17 protein-coding genes are annotated in these 16,911 nt (G+C 34.0%); 14 read left to right on the top strand and 3 right to left on the bottom strand.

The annotated features are described in order from the left end of the window. Nucleotides 1–92: 92 nt before the first annotated feature. Together JEM45_RS04500 and JEM45_RS04495 are read left to right on the top strand one after the other, a co-directional pair. Nucleotides 93–1,388 carry a TrkH family potassium uptake protein gene (locus tag JEM45_RS04500; protein ID WP_156889184.1) on the top strand — a complete coding sequence of 432 codons (1,296 nt, stop codon included), beginning with the start codon at nucleotides 93–95 and terminating at the stop codon, nucleotides 1,386–1,388. Between the two features lie 18 nt (nucleotides 1,389–1,406). Next, nucleotides 1,407–2,264 carry a bifunctional UDP-sugar hydrolase/5'-nucleotidase gene (locus tag JEM45_RS04495; RefSeq protein WP_198687897.1) on the top strand — a complete coding sequence of 286 codons (858 nt, stop codon included), beginning with the start codon at nucleotides 1,407–1,409 and terminating at the stop codon, nucleotides 2,262–2,264. Nucleotides 2,265–2,305: 41 nt separating this feature from the next. On the opposite strand, the gene JEM45_RS04490 is transcribed toward JEM45_RS04495, so the two are convergent. From JEM45_RS04490 to JEM45_RS04480, 3 genes are all read right to left on the bottom strand, one after another. Next, a complete protein-coding gene (locus JEM45_RS04490; protein WP_166627197.1) occupies nucleotides 2,306–3,385 on the bottom strand; it encodes an LCP family protein in 1,080 nt (359 codons plus the stop codon). Nucleotides 3,386–3,535: 150 nt separating this feature from the next. Continuing rightward, complete coding sequence (locus JEM45_RS04485; RefSeq protein WP_035857234.1) at nucleotides 3,536–3,748, bottom strand: DUF2187 family protein; 213 nt, start codon at nucleotides 3,746–3,748, stop codon at nucleotides 3,536–3,538. Between the two features lie 94 nt (nucleotides 3,749–3,842). Further along, entirely contained in the window at nucleotides 3,843–4,304 is a 462-nt protein-coding gene (locus JEM45_RS04480; RefSeq protein ID WP_051220563.1) for a sigma-70 family RNA polymerase sigma factor, read from the bottom strand. 210 nt (nucleotides 4,305–4,514) lie between these two features. On the opposite strand from JEM45_RS04480, the gene JEM45_RS04475 reads away from it, so the two are divergent. The 12 genes from JEM45_RS04475 (at nucleotide 4,515) to JEM45_RS04420 (ending at nucleotide 16,899) form a co-directional block, all read left to right on the top strand. Further along, nucleotides 4,515–5,006 carry a competence protein ComK gene (locus JEM45_RS04475; RefSeq protein WP_051220564.1) on the top strand — a complete coding sequence of 164 codons (492 nt, stop codon included), beginning with the start codon at nucleotides 4,515–4,517 and terminating at the stop codon, nucleotides 5,004–5,006. Nucleotides 5,007–5,010: 4 nt separating this feature from the next. Next, nucleotides 5,011–6,534, top strand: a complete 1,524-nt coding sequence (locus JEM45_RS04470) for a hypothetical protein (protein WP_026867438.1) — start codon at nucleotides 5,011–5,013, stop codon at nucleotides 6,532–6,534. After that, entirely contained in the window at nucleotides 6,531–7,346 is an 816-nt protein-coding gene (locus JEM45_RS04465) for a hypothetical protein (RefSeq protein ID WP_026867439.1), read from the top strand. Before JEM45_RS04470 ends, JEM45_RS04465 begins: the two co-directional genes overlap by 4 nt. A 78-nt stretch (nucleotides 7,347–7,424) precedes the next feature. Continuing rightward, nucleotides 7,425–8,381: an acyltransferase family protein gene (locus JEM45_RS04460; RefSeq protein WP_026867440.1), complete on the top strand. Its 957-nt coding sequence runs from the start codon at nucleotides 7,425–7,427 to the stop codon at nucleotides 8,379–8,381. A gap of 168 nt (nucleotides 8,382–8,549) precedes the next feature. Next, nucleotides 8,550–9,359 (top strand): ABC transporter permease, encoded by an 810-nt coding sequence (locus JEM45_RS04455; RefSeq protein WP_198687896.1) that lies wholly within the window; start codon nucleotides 8,550–8,552, stop codon nucleotides 9,357–9,359. An 11-nt stretch (nucleotides 9,360–9,370) separates the two neighbouring features. Then, nucleotides 9,371–10,522: a glycosyltransferase family 4 protein gene (locus tag JEM45_RS04450; protein ID WP_198687895.1), complete on the top strand. Its 1,152-nt coding sequence runs from the start codon at nucleotides 9,371–9,373 to the stop codon at nucleotides 10,520–10,522. Then, nucleotides 10,509–10,886, top strand: a complete 378-nt coding sequence (locus JEM45_RS04445; RefSeq protein WP_026867443.1) for a hypothetical protein — start codon at nucleotides 10,509–10,511, stop codon at nucleotides 10,884–10,886. The genes JEM45_RS04450 and JEM45_RS04445 overlap by 14 nt, the downstream gene beginning before the upstream one ends. Next, nucleotides 10,879–11,346 carry a hypothetical protein gene (locus tag JEM45_RS04440; protein ID WP_198687894.1) on the top strand — a complete coding sequence of 156 codons (468 nt, stop codon included), beginning with the start codon at nucleotides 10,879–10,881 and terminating at the stop codon, nucleotides 11,344–11,346. The genes JEM45_RS04445 and JEM45_RS04440 overlap by 8 nt, the downstream gene beginning before the upstream one ends. A 152-nt stretch (nucleotides 11,347–11,498) precedes the next feature. Further along, nucleotides 11,499–13,589 (top strand): hypothetical protein, encoded by a 2,091-nt coding sequence (locus JEM45_RS04435; protein ID WP_198687893.1) that lies wholly within the window; start codon nucleotides 11,499–11,501, stop codon nucleotides 13,587–13,589. 22 nt (nucleotides 13,590–13,611) lie between these two features. Beyond that, nucleotides 13,612–14,520, top strand: coding sequence for an ABC transporter ATP-binding protein (locus tag JEM45_RS04430; protein ID WP_198687892.1), 909 nt, complete (start codon nucleotides 13,612–13,614; stop codon nucleotides 14,518–14,520). A gap of 12 nt (nucleotides 14,521–14,532) precedes the next feature. Further along, nucleotides 14,533–14,742: a hypothetical protein gene (locus JEM45_RS04425; protein ID WP_026867446.1), complete on the top strand. Its 210-nt coding sequence runs from the start codon at nucleotides 14,533–14,535 to the stop codon at nucleotides 14,740–14,742. Nucleotides 14,743–14,751: 9 nt separating this feature from the next. Further along, on the top strand, nucleotides 14,752–16,899 hold the full coding sequence (locus tag JEM45_RS04420) for a glycosyltransferase family 2 protein (protein ID WP_198687891.1): 2,148 nt from the start codon (nucleotides 14,752–14,754) through the stop codon (nucleotides 16,897–16,899). Nucleotides 16,900–16,911 lie beyond the last annotated feature (12 nt).

Raw genomic sequence — 16,911 nt, 5'->3', positions numbered from 1 at the left:
TGTAATAAAACATTTAGAAATGGATTGGGGATAGTAAATTGTTGAGAGATGCTAAAAAAACTAATGGTTTGAGCCCTCAGCGAGCAATTTTAATGTACTATTTGATTGCCTTAATATTGGCAACAGGGCTATTAAGTATCCCAGTAATTTATTCTGATGGATCAATTCCCTTTATAGATACAGTATTTATAGCTGCTTCCGCCTTGTCAGTGACAGGCTTGAGTACTGTAACTCTAGTTGAAACATTCAACCAAGCAGGTTATATCATCATTATGTTTTTAATGAACCTTGGTGGTATTGGGATTATGGCAGTAGGGACTTTGGTTTGGTTGTTAATCGGTCGTAAGATCAGCGTTAGGGAAAGAAGACAAATTATGACGGATAATGCGCGTCATCAGACTTCTGGAGCAGTTCGTATGGTCTTAGACATCTTTTCCGTCTTGTTACTCGTTGAATTTATAGGCGCGATAATTTATGTTTCTTATTTTTATAATGCAACAGGTGATTTCGCTTATGCACTTTTACATGGTACATTTTTATCTGTTTCAGCGACTACCAATGGTGGGCTTGATTTATACAGTAATTCTCTAGTCCATCAAAGTGGTAACTTTATAATACAGATTCCAGTAATGTGTCAAATCATTCTAGGTGCGATTGGATACCCTGTATTAATAGAGGTGAAGCATTATTTTCGAAAGAAATCACCTGGTTTTAATTTTTCATTATTCACTAAAGTAACAGTGTCCACTCATGCAATACTTTTAGTTATAGGTATGTTTTTTATATTACTGTTAGAATTACCAAGATTTTTTAAAGACAAGAATATCTTAAATTCCATTGTTGACAGTTTGTTTTTATCTACCACGACAAGAAGTGGAGGTATTACGACAGTGCCTGTTGATCAATTGGCTGAACCTACACAAGTTATTATGAGTATGCTCATGTTTATTGGTGCTTCACCTTCTAGTGCGGGTGGTGGTATAAGAACGACTACATTTATAATATTAGTTTTATTTTTGGTTAGCTTTGTAAAAGGAAGACAGGATGTAAATGTCTTTAAGAAACGTATCGCTAAAATAGATATCCATAGAGCTTTTGCAGTATTTATCCTGGCGATGATATTAGTCTTCTTTGGTGTTTTAACAATATTAATTACTGAAGGTGACAAGTTTACGGTCATTCAAATTATTTTTGAAGTGACCTCAGCCTTTGGGACTGTTGGAGTATCAACAGGGATTACACCAGACTTATCAATTTTAAGTAAGGTAATTATTATTCTATTCATGTTCATAGGTAGAATTGGATTTGTGTCATTCCTGTTATCTATTGCTGGTAAGAAAAGAGAATTGACTTACCGCTATCCTGAAGAAAGACTAATGGTTGGATAAGACGAGGAGGAACCCTCTATGGTGTTGGAATTTTTTAATATCAAATTATATATCACACAGCATATGCATGATCGTTTGGGAAAAAAAGAAGGTGTAACCTTTAGTAAAATATCTAGTGCTGTCAACAGTATGAAATTGACTGAGGGTTTAAAACGACCTGTATTTTGTGACTTAGGTGGAACTCTAGGTGGTGCTTCGACTATAAAAGTGCCTCAGGATCCTCACGTCATGAGTATGAATTATTTAAAGTATCGATTTGCAACTTTAAACGATATGGATTTGAACTATTTGGATCGTACAAGTAAGGCGATGCGGGCAACATATTTCCCGTGGGTATGTACGAATGTGGTGCAGAAACATACGCATGAGCCATATTTTGGCCAACCTTACCGCATATTAAATGTTAATAGAATGAAAATAGCTGTACTAGGGGCATACGGTGGGTATGAGGAAGAGAAGACAAAGCAAGTAGCCATTGAAAACTTACAGATTTCCTTGAAAAAGTGGCTGAGATATATACATAGTTTAGAAAATCCGGACTATGTGATCGTCTTTGTTTCCAATCTAATAGACGAGCAACACATCGATGCACTTAAAAATAGTATCGAAGGTGCAGGTATATTAATTACTGGGGCAGACTATGAAAGTGATTATAAAAAGCAAACAGAAAGTATGACCATTAGTCGTAAACATGGTGAAGCTGTTCCATTATTCCATCATGTACACAATGGTCATATTATGGAACTGGACATTAGATTTAAAACTAGAGTAAATACATTTGAATATCTTGGACATAGTTTAGCAATGCGTGATGAAGAGTTTGCGAAGTTAAGAGAAGACATTGAATATTTGGACTTAGTTCATCGCTATCTATAAAAAAACTAGGCAATCAATTGATTGCCTAGTTTTTTACTTGCTTATTCAATTCCAAAACCATCTCCGTACTGGTTCTCAGCACCTTCTTCAGCATAAGGTGGCTTAGATTCTAATTCATAATTTTCAAGTAAGTCTGTACTGACTTCCGTAACGGGTTGGATTTGTTCACCCAATCTAATGTTAATAAGATCATTTGGTTCAGATGGATCCAATGCAAGCATTTCTCTAATTGAATTAGAGAGTGCAAATAAATGTTCCTCATCTGGCCATGCATAATAGATGCCATTTGATTCACTTGTAAAGCCTGTACCTTGGAGTTGTGTTGATTCAAAAGCTACATCGTTAAATAAGTAATGAGATGCAAGGGAACGAATATCACTTGTTGCAAAGTTGTGACTCGTATTGCTCGTAAAGATTTGAATTAAGTCATCAACTTGGGACAGTGAGCTAAGTGATTGTGCTTGTTTAATAACAGCTTCAATCAGTTCCATTTGTCTTACACCACGACCAAGGTCGGAGTCAACACTTCTGTTTCTAATGACAGCAAGTGCTTGTTCACCATCAAGGTGCTGCTCACCTGCTTGTAAACCGTTCATGTCATAAGGCACGTTAAAGTCAACGCCACCAATCGCATCTACGATCTCAACAACTGCGTTCATATCGACTCGAACAAAGTAATCGACAGGCACATTCAATAGGGATTCAACAGAATCCATAGCACCAGTTGGACCTGCAAATGCGTGAGCATGGTTGATTTTATCGAAATAATTTACCGAACTAATATAAGATAAAGTATCACGAGGAACGTTCACCATTTTTACATCGTCATTTTCTCGGTCGAAAGTTGCTAAAATCATACTGTCGGAACGGAAATTATCCGCATTGATTTGTCCATCTTGGGTTCTTTCTGCATCAGCATCAATACCGAGAATGAGTACAGTAAAGCTATCATTCGAAGCATCGACGTCATCTACACGCAGTTCAGAGCGGTCACGGTCAATCTCTTCATATGAATCAGAGACCCCGCTGTTAAACATGTTAAATAGGTAAAGAATATAAATTACAGCAGCTAGGAGGACGACACCTAGAATAATAAATATAGTCCAAAGAATTTTTTTCATTTAATTACCCACTTTAGAATTTTTTCAATGTTAATGTAAATATATATTTATGGTCATTCAATGTCAATCATAGCATGTAGTTAATATTCAAAAATAGCAATAAAAAAACCAGGATTTGAACGATTCATTCAAACCCTGGTACATTTTGATTTATGCAGTCGTATCGTCTACAATTTCATATCTTCTATGGTTAACAACTGTTTTCTCGAACATTTCATGTTCGTCAAAGTTGTCGTTAATTGTAATATCAACTATTACAGAGTTGTCATTAATCTTTTCAACTTTACCGAGCATACCATCAAATTTAACAATGTTACCTACTTTTACATCTAATTCTTCTTTGTCTTTCTTTTTCGCGTCCATGTCAATTCCTCCACTGTTCTAGAATATAATGTCTGACATTATACCATACTTTGGATAAAAAACCAGTAGGTCGGGTTAAATCGTTGTCGTTTCTTCACAAATAGAATTCCTTTCTAATTTTTTCTCTGGTCGTTCGTCTAATATTTTTAGCAGTAGAAAGGCTGACATTTAATTTTCTTGCAGTGTGAGATAATGGAAAGCCTAATAAACTATCTTCCAACCATTGTTTTTCTTTATTGTTTAAGTTTTTAGTATAGCTGAAAAGAAAATCGTATATATCATTATAAGTCACATTTGTACTTTGGCTCTGAAACGTTTGTACTGCGTGTTGATACCGTGATGTTTTTCTAATCTGATCTATCAGTCTTTGTTTAACAATCGTATAGACAAATTGTGCTTCTGAACAAGATGTACGAGATGAGTCAAACTTCTTTAAAGCCTCAAAAGTTGCAATTCTACCGAGTTGCATATATTCATCCTGCTCGAATTTTATATTAAGTTTGAATATAATACTGTGTATCATTGGTTCATAAGCTAAAATTTTTCCATCAAGCACTTTAAGTCCTATCTGAATCGATTCCTTCTTATTTCCGGATAGCTACAATATATAAATTTTTATAGAAAAAAGATAAGAGCTTAAAGTAAAAAAAGAATGTTAAAACAACCTTATGTTACATTTTGTTAAGTATATTGTTTAATGATGTTAATTAAGCGCTCTGCAGGTTACAATAAGTATGTCTTCTAAATTTGATAACGAGGTGACTATATGCTTACTGTTCCAGAATTGACACCCCAAGTCTTATATATTGAGCCAATTTTAGATGTCCATCATTTATGTCAAGCGGTCTACCAGGATAGGAAAGTTTTAAGTGAAAAATCATCTGAACAATGGATAGATGATATATTAATCTATTTTTATTCTTCTAATCTTAAAGTTAAGCGTAAAAATGTTAAACTAATACATAACATACATAAGTTACAACCTATAGTGATTGATGAAAAGTTTCATTTTGTATTATTTCCTTTAAACAGTAGCCGTTTTAAGAATCCTTTTTGGGTAAATTTAAGACAACTATTAGAGTTTAGACAATCTGGTCATCATTTAGTGATTAAATTTGTATCGGGATTGGAAGTCACAGTGGATTATGACTATAAACGTGCAATGAAGCAATACGATAACACCTTACATATATTAGATAGAACGGTTAAACATAATGATATAATGCGGCAGTATTTCACTGACAAAACAACGGAGTGATAAGATGAGTCTATTGCTGGTAACTGGCTTGTATAAACAAGAAGATGGCCGTTTTGTGGGAGGTTATTCCATAGCTGAATTGTTAAGTCAGTATACTCAAGATGACATTTATCTGCATACAAACTTTAGTACGACTGAGTATGATCAAACGAAAATATTAAAAAAACATTTGAGGCAGCAAGGTATAATGACAGATTATGCAAAATCCGTTGCGGTAGATTACGGCACTTTATATACTGATACTTTTAATGCTGGTTCTAATTTGTTTGAGACTTTTAAGAACAATGAAAAATACTTAAAGAATATTAGCCAAATTATTCTGACCACTGATATCAATGAACGCGACTATAGAGTGATTAGGAATTTTGCGATTAATCATAAGGTGCCTATTACTGTCTTTACATGTAATGAATTTAAAATAAGAAATACTGAAAATATGACGATTGTTGAAGTTGATGGTTCCGGCTTGCCGAATTATCATCTTCACAAAGAAAAAATTATTGAGTACTTACAGCATAAAAATATTATTGATATTAAGCGCGTGAACCAGCGCAACTTGCCACCAACTAAAGTGAATAAGGCAGGGAAAAATATTTTACAGTTAATCTTTATAGGTCTCAGTCTATTTCTCATGGCATATTTAGGATTTTTACTGATGGACCGCTTGAGTGGGACAGAAAGCCATATTGAAAGCAATATAGAGTGGTCACAATCCATTGATCATCCAGACTGCCATACAGTACTTGAATGTAAAGCGCTCGGGGATTCATATCTAAATGAGCTCAGTACATATATTGATTTTGGTGATGAACCACACATATTCTTTGAAAATCGCTCAAGAACGTATTTTATAGATTATCAGGTTGAAGGTACTGAGTTAACAGATATAACGGTGAAAGGGGACTTACCAGCTGGTAACGAAGGTGAGTTTATAGATCTGTGGCACACATTGACAAGGGTATTTCCCGAGCAATATTTAGACGCTATACATACTTATCGTTTGTTCTCTGACGGTGAAGGAAATACTGCAGCTTTTGTGTCAATTGAAAGAGATGGAACGACCTTAGGCATAGATGTCAGAGATAATTTAGACAAACCATCCACATATAGAAATTTAATCCACGAATTCGGGCACTTGTACTCATTACCAATTGATGATTTCACGAGTGATTGTGATACCACAGATTTAAACTGTCTAAAAGAAAACACAATTCTCGATGACTTTAGAGATCGATTTTGGAGTCAATACGATGAACAGTGGCATGAAAACTCAGGTAAAAGTCAGGCCCAGATTGAAGGATTCTATAATAATAATGTAACTGCATTTTATACACCATACCAAGCGACTAATGTGAAAGAAGACTATGCGATTACTTTTATGCAATTTATTACAGACAAAATTCCTTCTAATAGTTCTCAACTAAGAGATGTTAAAGTACAATCTATGTATGAGAATAATGACTTGGTTGTTATGAGAGTAAATATATTAGAAGCATTTCTGCAGTTGGAGAAGGAGAGAGCATCTTGAAGTTAAAAGTTAAAGTGAAGGATTTTGATCTTGGCGTTTCTATAACTAAGATTGATATCCCCGAAGAATCAACAGTAGACTTTCTGTTAGGAAAGTTGTTACAAGAAGGATTAATCTTTGAATCCTATTTGCCGACTATGAAAGTCAATGGCTATTCATATGGGGAAATGCATAAATTAAAGACAAATAGTTTATTTCACGGTTTTGAAAAAGTTGTAATGGCTTCAGACAGAGTAGAACTAACATTAACACAAAAACGCAATGAGTCGGGACACAAGGCAGGTCAGCTACTCTTAGATTACTCACAGCTCGTCAATGTTATCGATAAATTTAAAGCTGAGGAAAAGGACCCGGAAACATTATATGGAACTGTCTTTTTTATTCAGCAGGAAAAACACCAATACTTGGTTCGTTATGAAGAACATGGCTTTGAGTTCTATCACTTCAAATTACAGTATGAAAATGCATTTAAAGATGAGGACCGTTTTCCTTTCTTAATACTGGAATTGAAAACCAAAGAAGAACTCACCAAAAGTGAATTGAAGTGGATTAGAACGATTATGTTTCCTGCAAAAGATAGAATTAATCCAATCATTCATCTAGAAGTGTCGAAGTTGAATCAAGGTATTATCGATGAATTAACTACACTTGTTCATCGTGTGATGGTTGTTATTGGTAAATTCCAGAGAAATAAGACAGACTTCGTAAAAGAGAATAAGTTGCCATCATATGTGCAGCTTAATGAAAAGAACTCTATAGGTTTTGTAGATATGGGTCAGTTAGAACGTATAGTAGAAAGAAGTACAAAATAAAAATATTGTGGTAGTATAATCCAGGTATCATGAAAAATTTAATTTCTTCGGAGATTAGAGTGTGTAGAGAGTGATTAAGTGAAGAAAGAAAGAATTGAATGGATAGATATTGCTAAGGCAATTAGTATTACACTGGTCGTACTTGGACATGCTGGCCACGCTTTTTTAGATATATATTTGGGCTGGTTTAGAATGCCATTATTCTTTTTCTTATCAGGTATACTGTTTAAAGAAATCGAACTGAAAAAATTTCCTATGTGGGCTGGTAAAAAGACCTATCGTATGATCTTACCTTACTTTGTGTACGGCATCGCGATTTTTCTGTTATTTAACTATGATGATTTAAGTGGATTCTTCCCGCATTTACAAGCACTCATTTATGGGGGAAGTGAGTTACAAGGACCATACGGTATCTTCTGGTTTATAACTGTGCTCTTATTAACTCAACTTTTATTTGGTCTCATCAGTAAATTGAACAACTGGTTGAAGTTTATAATTGTTCTAGGCTTATTCATACTCGGACATAGTGAGGTAATCACCGCATACAATTGGCCTTGGAATGCGAATGTCGTCATGATTTCATTGTTCTTTTATTCATTAGGAACTTTTTGTAAAGATTTTATAAGAAAGTATAAGGACTCTTTAGTGATAGCATTGATTTCCTTAGTATTAGCCGTTGCTGCCATTTATTTGAATGCATCTGGCTATATGGATTTTTACTTAAATTTAAAAATGAGTTCATATAACTATGTTATTCTTGATTTAATTATCCCATTACTGTTCTTTATGCCAGTAATTTATATCAGTCATTTAATTTCCCTGTTCCCGATAAAAGAAGTGTTTAAAACAGTGGGTAGATACTCGATTGTTATTATGTACTTACACCTTCCTGTAAATATATTTATTAGAACAGTGTTAAACTATGATGTCACAGTTTTCGAGTTTACAGCCTTTGGTGTAATGATCACCGTCATACTCGGTTATTTATTTAGCTTAACAAAAACAACAAGGGTATTATTTTTAAGTGCAAAATAATAGGCCATTAATATACTTAATTTTATAACTGCGCTTCGTTTACCCATTTAGTGGTAAGGAGGCGTAGTTTTTACTTTTCCAGGCTAGGGTTTTAAATGACACCTTAGTGGATAACGATTATAATAAACAAGATGTAGAAATATAAACTCATGTATGAGAGGGAAAGCCATGAACCACGTAATAGCATTATTTAGAGAACAATTTCAAAATATTCACCTTATCTGGAAACTATCTATTTATAATGTTAAAAGTGAATATTCTAATCATTACCTAGGCTTATTTTGGAATATATTACAACCGCTAATGCAAGCGGCGATTTACTATTTAATCTTTGGTTTAGGTTTAAGGGGTGCAACTGCACCTGAAGCAGGAATCCCATTTATTGTGTATTTAATTTCAGGTCTGTTCCCTTGGTTATTTATATCACAAGCAATTAATGGTGGATCTAATGCAATCTATGCTCAGCTAGGATTGGTTACTAAAATGAGGTTTCCATCGAGTGTCCTACTGTCAATTTCATTTACAAATAGTTTGATTAACTTATCCTTTATGACATTTATAATTATGGCAATATCGCTATTTTCAGGATATGTGAATCCACTTTATTTCTTAACTCTAATATATTTTGTAATCGCATCTTTTTTAATCATTTTTGCGATAAACTTAATAATGAGCACCCTTATTATTTTAGTGCGAGATTTTAGAAATGTGCTGCAAAATGTCATTCGGATGGGTTTTTTCCTAACTCCCATTTTTTGGCAGCCAGGAGAACGTGGGGGATTATTACAGATGATTTCTGATTTAAACCCGTTCGCATATCTAGTGATGAACTTTAGAAATGCTTTAATATATGGAGACGGACTTCTATATGGTAGTTTTGAGCAACATATTTATTTCTGGGGCATTACATTGAGTCTCTTAGTCATTGGTGCTTATCTACACATAAAGTTCCGTTACAAACTAATCGATTACTTATAAGGTGGTAAACCATGCATAATTACCTAATGATATGTAACGCCTACCCAACAATGGGCAATCTATATGCGAATAGTTTTTTGCATAGAAGAGTCAAAGCCTATCAACAAAAGGGCTTATTTGTAGACGTCGTTGTCATTACAACAAAAGTAAAAAAAGATGAATTCTACGATGGGGTTCATATTAAATACATGGATGAATATCAAATTGCATCCTACTTACAAGAACATTCATTTAAGACCGTGTTGTTTCACTTTATTAATCCAAAGATGTTTTATGGCATAGATCAATTACCTAGCCATAAAAAACCGAATATTGTTGTCTGGTTACATGGTTTTGAAGCTGAGGCCTGGCACCGACGTTACTATAACTTCTTAAGTGACGTTGGCCAATTAGATGCTCAACTTCAAAGAAAAGAAATAGTGTTTGAACCGCAAAGAGAGTTTTTAAGAGATATCATGACGAGAGAAGAATTAAACATTAAGTTCGTCTATGTCTCTAAGCGTTTCAAAGAACTTTACGTGGATCCTTTTGTTGGTGTCGTACCAGAACGTAATTATGTCATTCATAACATCATTGATGATGCACTATTTACTTACAAGAAGAAAACTAAGGATGACCGCTTAAATATATGCAGCATCCGACCTTACACAGCAAAAAACTATGCGAATGATATAACAGTTGATGTCATTAAGAAGTTAAGTACAAAAAGGTACTTCAACAAGCTAGAATTTAATCTATATGGTGATGGCAAGCTATTTAATGTAATTACTAACCCTTTAAAGAAGTTTGATAACGTTCATCTTCATAAAGGTTTTGTAAAACAGGATGACATTCCAGAAATCCATCAGGCACATGGCATATTTTTAGGGCCATCTAGACACGACTCACAAGGTGTCTCACTAGGAGAAGCGATGAGTAGTGGCTTAGTTCCGGTAACGAATGCCATTGGTGGTATACCGGAATTTATCGAACATAAGAAGACAGGTATGTTGGCAGAAAGAGATAATCTAGATGACATGGTCGATGCCATTGACTATCTCTATAAACACACTAAAGAATTTAAGAAGATTAGCCAACAAGCTGCAGCAAGTATCCGTAAACAAGCAGGGGTAGAAACCGTTATAAATCAAGAAATTGAGGTGATTACAGATGGCTGGAGTTAATTGGGAGAAAGCATATCACGATTTAGAAGCGCACATAGAAGGCATCCTAATAGAGACAAGTGAGCTCGTAAATAATGCATCACCAAAGTTAAGGCTTAACGATGTCTATATTGAACAAAGTCACACGCTTGATATCATAATTGATGCAACGGGTGAACAGATGGAATATGCAGTTGATTTAATCGACCGAAAAGGGAAGATTGAAACGATAAAAACCGGCTATCAAAAGTCGAATACCTTTAGCTTCGATATTCCAAAAGGCCGATACACGATTACAGCATATGCTAAGGAAAGTCAAAAAGAAAATTCTCGTGTCTTTGATAAATCCACAGTCAATTTTAAGAAGGTGGCGTCAAATGAGTAGGTTTCTCCTTGAATATGATGACAATGAAACTGCTAAGTCAGCGACTCTAGTCTTAGATACCAAAGAAGGATATCAGACTCTATTGTCAAAACTACAACAATATGACACAACGAGATACCTTGACTTAAGGCCTCTGATGGTGATTGATGTTTGGACGATTATTAATGAATTAAAGACTGATAGTGAACTGCAACTCATCATCAACGATGACCAGCTAAATGACACCTTATTAAGTTCAGCTGTAAACATTGCAGATATAGATTATAAATCTGATGCTTTTGTGTTCACACTTGGTGAGAAAAGTGACCATATACTGAAGAAATATCAGCGTTTAAACATTAACATTCAAGAGAAAAATAAATCATATGAGCTTCAGATTGTTGAAAGCTTGCTAAGAGAACAGGGTAAGAACAATGAGAAAATTGCCCAGTTACAAAGAGAGAAGCAATTACTTGAATAATCATCAGGTGCAATCAATGATGATGAACTTGAAACACGTTATTTAGATCTAATGGAAAAATATAAGCAAGCCTTAAAACGACTTGAACAACTCCGTGAATCTAAGCTCGGCAAACTTCAAGTTGCATACTGGAACAAGAAAAGAGGATATTAATGGAGTTAGTTAATAGAGTCAACGTTCAAGATGCTAATTCTGAATATATTAATAGTGTCATTTCTTCATTGTCTCATAAACATAAACAAGGCCTGACCATCATCCAAGAGGTCGTATCAAATACGAATTTCGCTTTAAAAAATTTAGAACAAGTAGCAGGAAGATCTGACCTTGAGATGATCTTGGTCACTTCAGATGACAGAGTTTACGAGTCTCTAAATAGTCATTGTAAAGCTGATAACCAGCTTGTTTTAAAGGGCAAGGTTGAAGATGCAAAAGTCTATATTGGCCTTTCGCATGTACTGATTTTAGATGAATCGTTATCCCTTAAATTAGGTGATGAAGCCTTTCGATTAGAAGTGGATAAGTTATATCTCATCGATGTAGATAATAATGAATCAGTCGATGCTAAAATCTATCAGAAATTTTTATCAGACAATCATATTGAAGACTATAAATTTGATGGCTTTACCATCGATAAAATCATTAAAGAGACCAACTGTCTAATACCGAGTGATTTAATTTTCTACCATGAATTTAGCGAGAACTTTACATTTAGATTCAATGTTTGGATGACAAACTTACTTGCTCTAGTAAATCTTAATGGCCATGTTAGAAGAAGCGATTCTCTAAAGGTTTCAGGGAAGTTATCTCGTGGGTTAACAAATGACTTAGATGGCATTATCAATCTAATTAAATACGTGGATAACATACTACAAAAACGCTTTGATGATGAAGTTGCTGACGTATTGAATCACTTCAATAAGATGTTTACGTCTCATTTAAGAAACTGCATTGATAAGGGTCTTATTTCAAAGGATGAATTAATTGAGAAATTGCAATCCTATGGTATTAAGAGCATTTATTATGCATCCTTAAATAAGGGCGATGCTAAAAAATTAGTCTTGGCTTATTGTTTCCCTCCGTTTAACGATACGAGTGGTAATGTGATGGCAAAACGTATTTTTGAAGACAAACAAGTCGTGGATGTGATTTCTAATGACATGAGTAGAATTAGAAAAAAAGACCAAAAACTCATGAACATTATGAGTCACTTATTAGATTCGCAAATTGTCTTAAATGGTGCCCAGGCCTTTAGTAGTTGGCAAAGTATCGAAGATTATATAGACGGTGTGTTACATGCTTATAAGATGTACAGAGACAAGTACGATGAAATGTACTCTCGTGTTATGTTTCCACATTCTCACTTTGCAGCATTCGAATTAAAGAAAATTAACCAATCAATTAAATGGGTTGCAGAGTTTTCAGATCCCTTGGTAACAGATGTGTCTTCTAATTTAAGGCATGCACCTATTGAAGATGATGACTATATCGAAGATTTAAAAGCCTTTGTTGGGCCAAAATATAGTGATTTAATTGATGACAATTCATTTAATGTCTGTGAAGTTGTTGCTTTCTTGTATGCTGATGAACTCATCTTTACGAACAAATATCAGCTAGATTATATGCTTTTAAGGTATGATGAAGATATTCAAGAATTGGTCAAATCCAAGGCAATTATTAGTCAGCACCCAACCTTACCTAGAGATATGTATCAACTCGTGAAATCCTTCTATAAGGTTGAACAGGATAAGATCAATATTGCATACTTTGGTAATTTTTACGATACCCGTGGTTTTAGACAAATCGAATTAGTGGCGAAATACCTATACGAAGCCAATATTAATAACTTTACGATTCACGTGTTTACTAACTTAAACCGTAAGACGATGAGATTTTACAATCAAAGCGCCTTTAAGGATTACATTGTGATGAACCAATATGCACCGTACTTCGAGTTTTTAAACTTAACAGACCTAATGGATGCATTATTAATATTTGATGCAGAAACAGTTGGCATTAAACCATATAATCCATATGTGCCTTCAAAACTCAGTGATTATCGTGGTAGTCTTTCAAATATTTGGGCATTTACTGAAAGAGAGAGTATTTTAGACCAGACGTATGAAGAGAAGCTGTATATTACAAGACAACACGATTATCAAAAGTATGCATCGACCTTTAAACAGCTCGCTAACGATATAGATAAAGCGACTTATCAAGTAAAAAACATCAAGTGTTCTAAATAACACTCGAGATGGAAGTGATTAAATGACTTATAAAGTAAAAGTAAATAATGTCTCTAAAGTATTTAATACAACGAGCAAGCAAAGGAAATTATGGAAGATTCTATTTCCATTTTTAAATAAAGAAGAAGAATATTACTATGCTTTAAAAGATGTATCATTTGAAGTCGAACCTGGAGACTCTGTCGGTATTGTTGGACTTAATGGTTCAGGGAAATCGACCTTATCTAACTTACTAGGCGGTGTCACATCACCTTCAACAGGAGATATTTATGTCGATGGCAAACCGTCTTTGATTGCAATTTCTGCGGGCTTAAACTTTGAATTAACAGGTGAAGAAAACATTCATATGAAGTGTTTGATGCACGGTTTGAGTGAGAAAGAAATCGAAGAGCGTTATGATGATATTGTGCAGTTTTCAGAACTTGAGGACTTCCTAGATCAACCGATTAAGAACTATTCAAGCGGGATGATGTCACGACTGGGCTTTGCTATTGCAGTGCATACTGATCCAGATGTACTTATTGTGGATGAGGCACTGTCAGTCGGTGATGATACTTTTGCTAATAAGTGCATTGAGAAGATGAAAAGCTTTAGAGAAGAAGGCAAAACAATCTTTTTTGTCAGTCACTCTATACCTCAAATACAGAAAATGTGTAATAAGGCAGCATGGATTCATTTTGGAGAACTAAAAGAATATGGAGATTGTATTCCAGTAGTAGGATTATATGCTAGATTTGTCAGAGGATACAACATAAAACCAAAACATGTTCAAAAACGCTATAAGAAAGCAATGGTTGATGGTCAACGTGCCTCACAAGCACCGATGGAGAAAAATGACACAAGGTTTGGTATAGGTAACGGCATGCTTTTAAGTCTTCTATCAGTTATTATAGTGATTATGGGATACTTACAAGCGTTACAATATTTATAAGGTGTATGTGATATGGAAAAATTAACTTATGAAGAATTAAAAAACTTAGCTTTGGAGTCACTTAATAAAGAAGAACGCGCACTAAATGAACTTAAAAATATTGATAGACAAATATCAGTATTAAAAAATGAAAATGACAGGTTAAATCGTCAAATTAAAAAATATCAAAGTTTTTTTCCTATTAAATTAGGTTTGAAGATGAAAAAGTTTGTCGGAAAGTAGTGTATGAGTATGTCTAATTTAAAAATTAGAGAGCGTTTAAAACAAATAAAAAAAATTAAAAACTCCATACTAAATGACCAACAAGTACCTGAGGAACAATCACCTTTCCCTGTAGTTGACCTATCTCATGGTGTCAGTGTAATTATACCTGTCCACCGTGGTGAAGATTTTATAAAAGAATTAATTGAATCCATTACAAAACAATCTCTTGATAGTAGATACTTCGAAGTGTTGTTTATTTTCAATGGAGAATACGAAGCTTCAGAAGAAATATTTAACAGTTTAGATAAGCCTTTTAAACATAAAGTCTTGTATGCAAAACAAGGTGTCGGACGTGCAAGAAATCTCGGAATTAACAATGCATCATTTGCATATATTACTTTTTTAGATGTAGATGATACCTTATCTGTAGACTATTTAAAACATGCCTTAGAAGAAGCGGAACCATACACTATTGTACTTAATCAATTACATGAGATTGTAGATGGCAGAGACGATCATGGTAATAATGTCATCAATAGAGAACTTAAAAATAAAAACCAATATCCAGATCAATATTTTGATGTCGGTAAGAACTTATCTTTAAACGGTGCAAAAGTTGTGCCAACAAGTTTCTTGTTGAATACACAGTTCGATGAAGAATTAAATAATGGTGAAGATGTTGCCCTTTATGCTGAAATAGTTACGGTCTTTAAACCAATTGTGAAGATTAATCAAAAAAATGCAATCTATTATCGATATAAAGGGCAGGGTACTTTATCACGTGCGAAGATAACCTTTCAATTTAATGTTCTAGATAGAATACACGTCATAGATGTAATGCAAGAATTATTACGTTATGAAGATGATTTAGATGTTAGAAATCTCTTGATAGATAGAATGCGTTCGCAAGCCTTATTTATAAACAAGTATCTAGTGAATAATATGGACGATTATTCTAAGGTGACGGACTTAATTCGTTATAAACAGGATGAATTTTACCCATATCAACAGGTGAATAAGGAGCTTAGTAAAACCTTATATGTATCTTATTGTTTCCCACCATTTGTTGATACAAGTGGTGTGGTGATGGCTAAGCGTATTAATGAAAAAAAACAGCCGGTAGACGCCATCTACAATGATATGACGTCTGTACGCGGTATGGACCCTTCACTTGAATTCATTGCAAATCCATATATTGATTCGAGTCACATGATTAATTCAGTATCGTCATTTTCTAATCCACAGCACATAAAAGCTTTTGTAGAAAAGGCACTTAACCGAACTGATTTAAACAAATATGATGAAATTTATTCACGGGCACTCTGGCCAGGATCTCATATGGCTGCATTTGACCTAAGAGAAGCGGGCAATAATTTACGCTGGGTTGCTGAATTTTCAGACCCAATTCTCCAAGATATTAAAAACGAAGAAAGAAAAGGAACTTACTTTACATTAAAAGAAGTCAAAAAGCTACAAGCACAGGCGCCTGAAGATTACGGTAAGTATTTTGATACTAATCTTTTTAACATGTGCGAAGTTTTACCTTTTGTTTTTGCAGATGAAATTGTATTTACAAACTTGAATCAGCAACAGTCTATGTTAGCGCGCTTTGATGATAATTTTAGAGAAATGGTTGAATCAAAATCGACAATCTCTATACACCCATCATTAGATGAATATTACTATAATATTGAAAAACATTATGTCAATCTAGATCATAATGAATTTAATATTGGATATTTTGGCAACTTTTACGAAACAAGAAGTGCCAACGATATATTAAGCATCGCCAAACAGATACAAACATTAAATCTAAAAGCAAAACTATACATTTTCACTAATAATACTTCTAAAGTTAGAAGTGAGGTTATTAAAGGAGGTGTATCAGAAATTGTAAATGTTTATACTTACCTAAAGTATTTTGAATTTCTAAATGTAACAAAAGACTTTGATTGTCTGTTATTAAGTGATGCGAACACGAAAGATTATAAGAAAATTAATCCTTACTTGCCATCTAAATATAGTGATTATGTTACCTCAGGTAGTCGCATTTGGGGTTTATATGAAAAAGGTAGCGTACTTCAACAATTGATTGAGGAAGATAATTTATTATTTGGAAGTGAGTTAGGTGATACAGAAAAAATTGAAGAAATATTAAAATCATTTAATATATAAAAAAACAGTTGG

Source organism: Jeotgalicoccus sp. ATCC 8456, from assembly GCF_016313225.1.
Taxonomy (GTDB): Bacteria; Bacillota; Bacilli; order Staphylococcales; family Salinicoccaceae; genus Jeotgalicoccus; species Jeotgalicoccus marinus.
This window is presented reverse-complemented; position numbering and strand designations above follow the sequence as displayed.

What these genes read in the sequence shown, in the direction of transcription:
- JEM45_RS04500 (WP_156889184.1), top strand. Translation starts at nt 93, where the DNA reads ATGTACTATTTGATTGCCTTAATATTGGCAACAGGGCTATTAAGTATC.
- JEM45_RS04495 (WP_198687897.1), top strand. Translation starts at nt 1,407, where the DNA reads ATGGTGTTGGAATTTTTTAATATCAAATTATATATCACACAGCATATG.
- JEM45_RS04490 (WP_166627197.1), bottom strand. Translation starts at nt 3,385, where the DNA reads ATGAAAAAAATTCTTTGGACTATATTTATTATTCTAGGTGTCGTCCTC.
- JEM45_RS04485 (WP_035857234.1), bottom strand. Translation starts at nt 3,748, where the DNA reads ATGGACGCGAAAAAGAAAGACAAAGAAGAATTAGATGTAAAAGTAGGT.
- JEM45_RS04475 (WP_051220564.1), top strand. Translation starts at nt 4,515, where the DNA reads ATGCTTACTGTTCCAGAATTGACACCCCAAGTCTTATATATTGAGCCA.
- JEM45_RS04470 (WP_026867438.1), top strand. Translation starts at nt 5,011, where the DNA reads ATGAGTCTATTGCTGGTAACTGGCTTGTATAAACAAGAAGATGGCCGT.
- JEM45_RS04455 (WP_198687896.1), top strand. Translation starts at nt 8,550, where the DNA reads ATGAACCACGTAATAGCATTATTTAGAGAACAATTTCAAAATATTCAC.
- JEM45_RS04450 (WP_198687895.1), top strand. Translation starts at nt 9,371, where the DNA reads ATGCATAATTACCTAATGATATGTAACGCCTACCCAACAATGGGCAAT.
- JEM45_RS04445 (WP_026867443.1), top strand. Translation starts at nt 10,509, where the DNA reads ATGGCTGGAGTTAATTGGGAGAAAGCATATCACGATTTAGAAGCGCAC.
- JEM45_RS04440 (WP_198687894.1), top strand. Translation starts at nt 10,879, where the DNA reads ATGAGTAGGTTTCTCCTTGAATATGATGACAATGAAACTGCTAAGTCA.
- JEM45_RS04435 (WP_198687893.1), top strand. Translation starts at nt 11,499, where the DNA reads ATGGAGTTAGTTAATAGAGTCAACGTTCAAGATGCTAATTCTGAATAT.
- JEM45_RS04430 (WP_198687892.1), top strand. Translation starts at nt 13,612, where the DNA reads ATGACTTATAAAGTAAAAGTAAATAATGTCTCTAAAGTATTTAATACA.
- JEM45_RS04425 (WP_026867446.1), top strand. Translation starts at nt 14,533, where the DNA reads ATGGAAAAATTAACTTATGAAGAATTAAAAAACTTAGCTTTGGAGTCA.
- JEM45_RS04420 (WP_198687891.1), top strand. Translation starts at nt 14,752, where the DNA reads ATGTCTAATTTAAAAATTAGAGAGCGTTTAAAACAAATAAAAAAAATT.